Below are 8,805 nucleotides of genomic sequence, written 5' to 3' on the forward strand. Positions count from 1 at the left end.
ATCTACCGCGCGGCAATATAGTGATGGAATCGCCCAGTGGCGCGCGCGCCGAACGTGGTCCCGGCGACCGTGACGGTGAAGTCGCGGTAACTTGCTGCCGTGCAACCGACTCGCGATCACCTCCTGCCGCCGGATGTCGAGGCCTACCGCAATGCGATGCATCCGCGAGGCCGGATCATCGTGATTGCACCGACGCGGGCCGCGTGCGAGACAATCGAGCTCGCGATGCAGGCCCGCGTCACGACGCTCCTGGAACAGCAGCACGGTGAGACAGTCCGATCCTGGGCGCGTGAGGGGAAGGGTTTTGGCATCGTGGCCGGCACCGGCACGGGAAAGACGCTCGGCATCCGGATCATTGCCGAGGAGATTCTCGGCGAGGCATTGCGGGTCGGTGTCGTCAATCGTGAACGGGAGGCGACTGAGGAGACGCCGCAATGGAACGTCGTGATTGTGACCACGGGGATTGCCCGTCGCTGGCTTGCCGATGACCTGATCGTTCCGCGCGACACCATCGTCGTGGATGAAATTCACCAGACGTCCGCCGAACTGGAGCTCTGCCTTGCGCTCGGCAAGCGGATCGGCGCGCGGTTCATCTGGCTTTCGGCGACAGTCGATCCGACGACGTACCAGCAGTATCTGCGCAGCGATCACGTGCTGGAGACCTCTGCATTCGACCCGGCGCTCAAGGCACGAGTCGCCGTCGTCGCGAAGCAACCAGCCGAATTTCTGGATGACCGCACGATTCGCCGCTTCATCTCACAGCAGCGCGGCGTCGCGGTCTTCCTGCCGACCCGCGCCGAAGTCGAGCGACTCGGCGCGGAACTGGGAGCGCGGTTTCCGCGTCTGGCCACCGCGTTCTATCACGGTGGTGAGCCGATTCGAGTGCTCCGGCCGTTTCTCGAAGGCGAGATCTCGAAGCCATATCTGCTCGCGATGACTGCCGCCGGCCAATCGGCGCTCAACCTGCCCGGACTCGACACTGTGGTCATCTACGATGCGCGATACGGGAACCTGGTCGAGCGAGGGCGCAATGTGCTGCACCGCCTCTATCTCGGCCCCAACGAAATCCTCCAGATGGCGGGCCGCGTGCATGGGCGAGTCGCGCACGGCGAGGTGACGATCCTCTCCGATCGCGATCTCGATTTTGCTTCGCTTCGCCCCGGGCCGCCCGAGTTTCAGCTGGCGGGCGACGCCGAGCGCGTGGCGCTCACCTGCGCAGAGATCGGCGTCGATGCCACTGATCTCGAACTGCCGGTGCCACTGGACCGGACGGCGTACCGGAGCGCGCTCGCCCGGCTGACTGACCGTGGGTTGATCGAGCAGGGCCGGCTCACCGCGTACGGGCGGCAGGTCGAGGCGCTGCCGGTCGAGCGCGCATGGGCGGAGCTACTGGTGCACGCAGGGGATGAGGAATTGCCGCTGGTCGCCGGCGCGAGCGGCATCGACTCGCTGCACCGGATGACGCGTGAAGAACGCGATCTCGATGGTGTGCTCGTGGCGGGAAGCGATCATCTCACCGCATACAACCTGCTGGCAGAAGCGGTCAATCAGTTTGGCCGCATCGAGACGGTGCACGGGCTGCGGCGTCACGTGTTCGACGAACAATCGCTTGCGGCGTGGGGCGAACAGCGTGGCGTGCTGGTGAAGGCCATCGAAGACGGGGCGCTTGGCATGGCAGCTGCCTACCGCGCGCTCGATGCCGACCTTCCCACGAGCTTGCCACCGGCCGATCGCCGGCGCCGCGCGCGATTTGTCGACCTGGTGGCGAGGATTGCCCCGTTCGATCTGGTCCTCGATGAACAGACTGCACACGGCCAGCCGGCGCGGATCGCCAAGACGTCCGTCGCTGGAAGCTGGGGAGCCATCGCGGGGACGCTCCGCTATTTCGCCGATCGATTCGGTGTCGCGCGGGCGAGCATCCAAGGCACCACGATTCCGTACGACCTGCTCAAGCGGTACGCGGTCGAGGGGCCTGCGTCTGTGGTGGTGACCACACATCGGCAGAAGCAGGGACTCGCGATCGAGCGGTCGCGCCGGTACTTCGGCTTCGAACTGGCGCGCAGCATCGACCCGATCGAGGGTGCCATTCCGGACGAGTGGCGGGAGCAGGCACACGACGTGCTCGCCGACGCGCTCCTGGCGGGCACCGTCGACCATCCTGATCGTGGACGCCTCGCCCGCTCGGTGCAGTCACTCGACGAATACTGGCGGCGCTCCGGCGGCACGCTGCGCGGGGTTGATCGCGGTGCGGTCCGCGCGCTGGTTCGCGCGCAGCTCGCCGACGCTGCGTCATGGGCGGCGTTTCAGCGGACGCCAGTGCGCCTCGATGTTCCGGCGATGATCGGAGATGAGGAGCGGCGGCACCTCGATGCATTGCCGGGGAGCATCAAGGTCTTTGGGGATGCGGCGCCCCTCGAGTATGAAGTGCGCAACGGCGAGGGCGTGGTCCGGGTGCGGCTTCGCGAGGGGCAGGCGCGCCGACTGCGCGAGAGCGACCTTCCCCACCTCGACCGTCCGCTCGTCTTCGGCATGCGCCGCAAAGGCGATGTGCTCCACGCGGATTCGCTTGCCGCCTTGCGTGGATTGCTGGATCGCCCGGAGACCCGCACCGCCCCTCGCGATGACGACCGGGGCGGACACCGGGGACGCCGTGGCGAGGGAGGGGGGCCGCCGCGCCATCACGGCCGTCGGCACGGCGGCCGACGGCGAGGATGAGTACTACTGGCGCCCTCGTGGCTCGGCGAGTGAGCTCTGCGCACGATGCAGATTCGTCGCGAGTCGCTCCATCGCCTCGCGGTGGGCAGTGAGTGCACGAGCCAGTTCCGCGCGCTCGGCGAACAAACGCTCCATCATGCCGGTCAGGTGCTGATCGCGCGCTGAACGTCGCTTCGCGACCGAGCTGGCTTCGTTGACGACCGGACCGAGCGCGCGGGCGATGTCCTCAAGCTCGGCGGCGGAATCTCCCATCCGCTGCGCCGCTGACTCACCGACCTCCGCTTCACGAATGGCGTCGCCGAGTGCGTGGCGGGTCGCCTCGATGGCGGCGTGCAGCCCGCCGATGTCTGCCGCCAGCGCGCCGGTGCGTTCGCCAATGGCAACTGACGTTGCCGCCGTCGTGTCGGCGAGGCGGCGGACTTCCTCCGCGAGCACGCCGAAGGTCCGTCCTGCAGGACCGGCCCTTGTGGCTTCGAGCGCGGCGTTATTGGCGACAAGGTTGGTCCGGAACGCGACACCGCTCACCGTTTCATTGCTCGCGGCGATCGCATCGCCATGCGTGGCAAGCCGGGCGATCTCGGCCGACAGCGCGGCGAGCCGATCGATCGAGCGGGCGACAGCATCGCTGCTGCTTCGTGCGCGGTCGCGGGCTTCCGCAGCGGCCATCTGCAATCCCTCGCCATGCCGCGCGATACCCGTGACGTTGTCGCTCAGCTGCGCCAGAACCTCGCGCGCATCGACCGTGGGAGGGACGGCCCACGCCGCGTTCAGCGGGGCGAGCGGCAACGCTTGCGCGGCGCGCGCGATATCCGAAACGCCGTGATCAAAGTGGGTGGCGAGGGCATCGCGATGAGCCGCTGCGACCTCTTCGCGACGGCGAGCACGAAGCACGACGGCGAGTGGAACCAGCCACGCGGCCAGCCACTCCCGTTCGATCGTCCCGAAGGCATCCCCATGGCCGGCGTCAACCACCACTTCGCCCAATGGCTCTGCTGCCCGTCCGATCGGAAGGGTCAGGCGAGGGGCGCGTTCTCCGGATCCAGGCTCGACCGCGTCATCTCCCCGATCTGAAAGTTCGCCGGACGATCCGGTGCACTCGGGACTGACGGTGCGGACGAGCACAGCGCGCGCGTCGACGGCGGAGCGCAACGCGTCCGCGAGCTCTCGGGCAATCACCGGAGGTTCAGCGGCATCGAGGAAGGCAATCGCCAGCTGCTGCGCCGAGCGGTCCCGCGCTGCTGCGTCGCGATAGGGCAGGACCCAGACTGCCATTGCACCGAAGACCGGAAGTCCCAGCAGCGTGAGCCGGATGGCGATGTCGGGAAGGCCCATCGGCAGACCGAACGCCGGGATGATCGCCGCGATGACCGAGGGCAGGAATCCGATCATTACCGCCAGGAGTCCCCACCCGATCGCGCGTCGAAACAATGGTCGGGGCCGGGTCAGCAGCGCCGTTCCCAAGGCGAGTATGGCGACGACCGCGGCCGCCGGCTCGATCAGCAGCGGGCGAATCGTGCCATCGACCGCTTCGATCAGCGGCGCCTCGGTGGTCAGCAGGCCGACCGCCGCCGCCACGAGCAGCGCGGCCTGGATCCCGTACCATGCCAGGACCCAGTTGACCCACCTTCGCCGGTCCGCCGGCCAACCCAATTCGAGAGCGACGTGAACGACCAGCGGGGGGAGTGCGTATCGCCATGGGGCTGCAAGAAGGAACCCGGCGAGGACCCGTCCGGCGGGGAGATCGATCGGCGCGAGGACGAGCAGTGTCATCGCCGCTGCGCTCATCCCGACCAGCGGTCCGGTAATCGGATCACCTGGCAACCGGAACAGGATCGCCGCGGCGGCCGCGAGGCCGACGAGCGCAAGTCCGACGATGAGCGGGATGGCGGCCCCACCGGACGCGGATTGCGAACCGCTCGCGATGACCGGGACCGCCGCAGCCCAGATGGCAATGGCGAGCAGCAACGGCCATCCGGATCTGAGCCGAGGCGATTCCGGCGCGAGAGTGCTAACCGATTGCGGGGGAAGCGGATTGCTCATGGACGCTCAGCAATATGGCCTTTCCGCCAGCTCCCGGCACTGGGTAGCGTCACCTTCTGAAACCTTCACCTTTAACCTGGCGTATTCATTCCCATGACACAGCCGATGACCGCACCAACTCTTCCATCGGTTTTTTCCCCGCTGGCAAAGGCTCTCCTCGATTCATTCCAGGAAGGCGTCGCGGTATTCGACTCGCACGGACGGGTGGTCTACCTCAATGCTGCGGGGCGAAGCGTCCTGAGCGAAGCCGGGCTCGACCCGTCCAGCGAGAAGGATGATCTGCTTCCAGAACTCGCGGCACTTGGCGGGCGTCTGTCTCCGCTTCGCGTCGGTAACATGGACCTCGGCGAGGCGATCTTCCTTCCGCATCGCGAGGGCCCGACGACCCTGGCCGAGCGCGAGAAAGATGCGATCGTGCGTTCGCTCGAAGCGCACGCATGGCGATTGGCCGAAACGGCGAAGACGCTGGGAATCTCTCGGACGACGTTGTGGCGGCGGTTGCGTGCGTACGGCCTCCACCGCGACGGACGGACGAAATGGGACCAGCACTCCTCCATACCCTGAGCTTTGCGGCGCTCGTCGCGAGCGCCACCCCACCCGACACATCGACGTACGCCGACCGGGCCACGCAGGAACTGGTGGCCCGCGCCATGGCGCGGCATGCCCAGCAGGATTCATCGGTGCGTGACTACCAGGCAAAGTTGCGATATCGTGTGTCGTTCGGCTTTGCCCGGCGAAAATGGGGCGATCCGCTGCCCGTCGCGGTTGAAGAGCAGGAGGCGACGATCGCGTGGCAGTTGCCGAACGACTTGCGCGTGAACCTGCTGGGACGCCGCAGCAAGAGTCAGCTGCAGGGCGCCGATATCACGTCGACATTCAGCCAGCCGTGGTTCGTGCCGCGAACGCTGGGGGATTCGGTTCGTGTCTTCGGCACCAACCACGTGCCGTCGCGCGCCGCGCCCCATCCGCTCGCGCCGCGGGCCGACCGCTACTATCGCTACGCTGCCGGGGATTCAATCGTCATTGTCACCGCCGGACACCGGGTGACAATCCAGAGCGTCACGGTGACCCCGAAGTACGCGGACGGATCGTACGTGGCAGGTCGGCTCTGGCTCGACGTTGCCACCGGGGAAGTCGCGCGCTTCACGTTTCGATTTGTCGGTACGGAGTTGTGGTCGGAACCCGACGGGCGCACTGCGCACGATTCCTCATCGGCTCGCAGCAACAGCGAATTCGTCAACCGGATTCTCGAGCTGAACGCCGATCTCGAGTACTCGTTGCAGGACAACCAGTTCTGGATGCCGTATCGCGAAGTCATCGCGGGGAAGATCTCGATGCCGTTCGGCATCGACTTCGCGATGCCGTTCGAAGCACGAAGCACCTTTGACGACTATGACGTCAACCAGGGGAAGGCTGTGGTCTTCGACGCGCCGTTCCCGCGCGATTCGGCGCGCTTCGGTAACCGGGGTCGCGTGCTCGCGAGTGGCCGCGGAGCCCGGCCGGCCGGAGGCGGAGCGGATTCACTGCGCCGGCGCCAGGACACCGCCGTGTTCAGGACGCGGGGCCGGAATCGGACCGGATATCTCCCCGGCGGCGGCCACTATGAAATTCACCGTCCTCCGGCGGATTCGATGCGGAACTACGCCGGCTGGGGCGACTCGCTCGTTCTCGGTGAAAATCCCGACGATCACCGGCGACTGCAGCAGGCGATGACCGACCTGGAGCACATCACTGACCAGTTGCCGGCGAAGATGACAGGACGCCCGACGTTCGGCATTACGTGGGAGAAACTGTCCGATCTGCTCCGCTACAACAGGGTGGAAGGGACCACGCTTTCACTGGGATTGCGTGTGCCCACCGCGATGCCATTCACGACGCTCTACGGCACCGCACGGTTCGGGCTTGCCGACAAGCGCCCGATGGCGCGGGTCTCTGCAGTGCGTGATGCACCAGGCGGGCAATTGATCGTCGCGGCATCGCGCGACCTCCAGGATGCCGATCCGCTGGCGCAGGGGCTGACCTTCGGGAATTCGCTGCGCGCCGTGCTGTCCGGTCACGACGATGGACAGTATCTGCTCGCGAGCGGGGCACGCGTGTCGTTCGAGACGTCCATGGGACAGGGAACCGAGTTGATGATCGCCGGCCGTGCGGAAGATGAGCGGAGCGTCGCCAGCGTCGCGCGTGCGTTCATTCCGCGAATCGGCGGCGCTGACGGGTACTTCCCGTCCAACGATTCCGTGCGCGAGGGATTCGCCGTCGGCCCGACGATCCGGCTGGAGCATTCGGGGCCCGGAATCGGCTGGATGGTCGACGCCGAAGGGCTCGATGCCGACAACGATCTTGCGGCACGGCTCGCCGGGAAGCTGGAGTTCAAGGAGCTGATGGGCGGGTGGGTGACGACCCGGATTTCGATGGGAATCGGCGCGGGGACGGAGGCGGTGCCGCAGATGGCGCTGCGTGCCGGTGGACTCAACACCGTGCGAGGCTATGATTTTGGCGTGGCGCGGGGCGATGCACTCTGGGCGACGCAATTCGACGTGAGCCGGCCAAGCCGGAGGACGGTCAAAGTGGTCGGTTTTGTCGACATGGGAGAGGCAGGATTGCTTCGAGACTTCGGCGCTGCACCGTTTCTCTCGGGAGCTGGTGTCGGCGTGTCGGTCCTCGGTGGCTTCGTGCGCGCCGACCTGAGTCATCCCATCACGAACGCGGTCGGCCACGGATTCCGTCTCGACCTCGTTTTTGGCGGCCCTCGTTGAGGCGCGCGACCGCCACCATCATCATCGTGCTCCTGATTGCCGGTGCCGGCTGGTGGTTCTACCGGAGCCACAGTGCGGCCGGTGCCATCCGAACCGGACACGTTTCCTTGCAGTGGCGGGGGAAGTACCAGGGGCGCCTCGACCTTCCCGGACAGGTTTCCTGGTGTCCTGTCACTCGCGTCGGTGTCCTCCAGTCGGTGTCATCTGATACGGGCGCGATGATCGTGTTCTATGAACGCGATTCTCTGATTCCCGCCACCTATCCGATTTCGGCACCAGCGCAAGCGGCGGCCGGGGTGCGCCCGGCGGGAACTGCAGCCTTGCGCTGGCTTCATACCGCCAAGGACACGGTGCTGGCAGCGTTCCGAAGCGAGAGCGGCACGATGCAGGTCCATCGTGCTCCGGGGACGATTTCGGGAACCCTTTCCGCGCGAATGAGATCGATGAGCGGCATCGACACGCTCGTGTTGCACGGTGAGTTTCGCGACCTGCCGATCGTCACCACCGCCGTGGGCTGTTCCTGACCTATCTTCCCTCGATGGAATCGACCTATTTCCGGCGCGGCTTTGGCCTCAAGGGAGCGATCGAAGGGCAACGAGCGGCCGACTACCATAGTGCCATCGTCGATACGCTCAGGTCTGCCGGGAACCAGCTGGTCGCCGGGCACCTGACGTTCCGGCTGGCACAGGAATTCGGATTCTGCTACGGCGTCGACCGTGCGGTTGACTACGCCTACGAGACGCGCGCGAAGTTTCCCGACCGCCGGCTCTTCCTGGTTGGTGAGATCATCCACAACCCCCACGTCAATGCCAACCTCGGCCAGATGGGGATCACATTTCTCCGGCGGGAATCCCCGTCCGGGGACGACGGCAGGGTCACCACACCGGAATTCGATTTCTCCGGGATTACCGTCGATGACGTGGTCATTCTCCCCGCATTTGGCGTGACGTTGCGCGATTTCGAACGACTGCGGGCGATCGGGTGTATCGTGGTGGATACCACCTGCGGCTCCGTGCTCAATGTCTGGAAGCGCGTCGAGAGTTATGCCCGCGACGGATTCACCTCTGTCATTCACGGGAAGCACTATCACGAAGAGACGCGGGCGACAGCAAGTCAGGTGAAGCGCCATCCGGGCGGCAAGTATCTGACGGTCTACAACATGACCGAGGCTCGGCTCGTCTGCGATCACATCGAGCACGGCGGCAGCACTGATTCGCTGGTGACGGCACTGGGCCACGCCGCATCCGATGGATTCGATTTCGATCGTGATCTGGTGCGTATCGGAGTCGCCAAC

General features: G+C 66.1%; 6 protein-coding genes. 5 read left to right on the forward strand and 1 reads right to left on the reverse strand.

Annotated features, from left to right (window positions below):
* Positions 1–99 precede the first annotated feature (99 nt).
* The gene (locus VGM20_02565; protein HEY4099741.1) at positions 100–2,715 is read left to right on the forward strand and encodes a DEAD/DEAH box helicase; all 2,616 of its coding nucleotides are present in this window, start codon (positions 100–102) and stop codon (positions 2,713–2,715) included.
* 3 nt (positions 2,716–2,718) lie between these two features.
* On the opposite strand, the gene VGM20_02570 is transcribed toward VGM20_02565, so the two are convergent.
* Positions 2,719–4,680, reverse strand: a complete 1,962-nt coding sequence (locus tag VGM20_02570) for a methyl-accepting chemotaxis protein (protein HEY4099742.1) — start codon at positions 4,678–4,680, stop codon at positions 2,719–2,721.
* A 180-nt stretch (positions 4,681–4,860) separates the two neighbouring features.
* On the opposite strand from VGM20_02570, the gene VGM20_02575 reads away from it, so the two are divergent.
* From VGM20_02575 to VGM20_02590, 4 genes are all read left to right on the forward strand, one after another.
* Complete coding sequence (locus VGM20_02575; protein HEY4099743.1) at positions 4,861–5,319, forward strand: helix-turn-helix domain-containing protein; 459 nt, start codon at positions 4,861–4,863, stop codon at positions 5,317–5,319.
* Positions 5,292–7,511, forward strand: coding sequence for a hypothetical protein (locus tag VGM20_02580; protein HEY4099744.1), 2,220 nt, complete (start codon positions 5,292–5,294; stop codon positions 7,509–7,511). Before VGM20_02575 ends, VGM20_02580 begins: the two co-directional genes overlap by 28 nt.
* Positions 7,508–8,035, forward strand: a complete 528-nt coding sequence (locus VGM20_02585; GenBank protein ID HEY4099745.1) for a hypothetical protein — start codon at positions 7,508–7,510, stop codon at positions 8,033–8,035. Before VGM20_02580 ends, VGM20_02585 begins: the two co-directional genes overlap by 4 nt.
* 14 nt (positions 8,036–8,049) lie before the next feature.
* Positions 8,050–8,805 (forward strand): 4-hydroxy-3-methylbut-2-enyl diphosphate reductase (locus VGM20_02590; GenBank protein HEY4099746.1); only part of this gene is annotated, 756 nt, incomplete at its 3' end.

The sequence above is a fragment of the Gemmatimonadales bacterium genome, from assembly GCA_036500345.1.
In the GTDB taxonomy this organism is placed as follows: Bacteria; Gemmatimonadota; Gemmatimonadetes; order Gemmatimonadales; family GWC2-71-9; genus Palsa-1233.

Coding starts and splice junctions, on each gene's coding strand:
- VGM20_02575 (HEY4099743.1), top strand. CDS start 4,861: ATGACCGCACCAACTCTTCCATCGGTTTTTTCCCCGCTGGCAAAGGCT.
- VGM20_02580 (HEY4099744.1), top strand. CDS start 5,292: ATGGGACCAGCACTCCTCCATACCCTGAGCTTTGCGGCGCTCGTCGCG.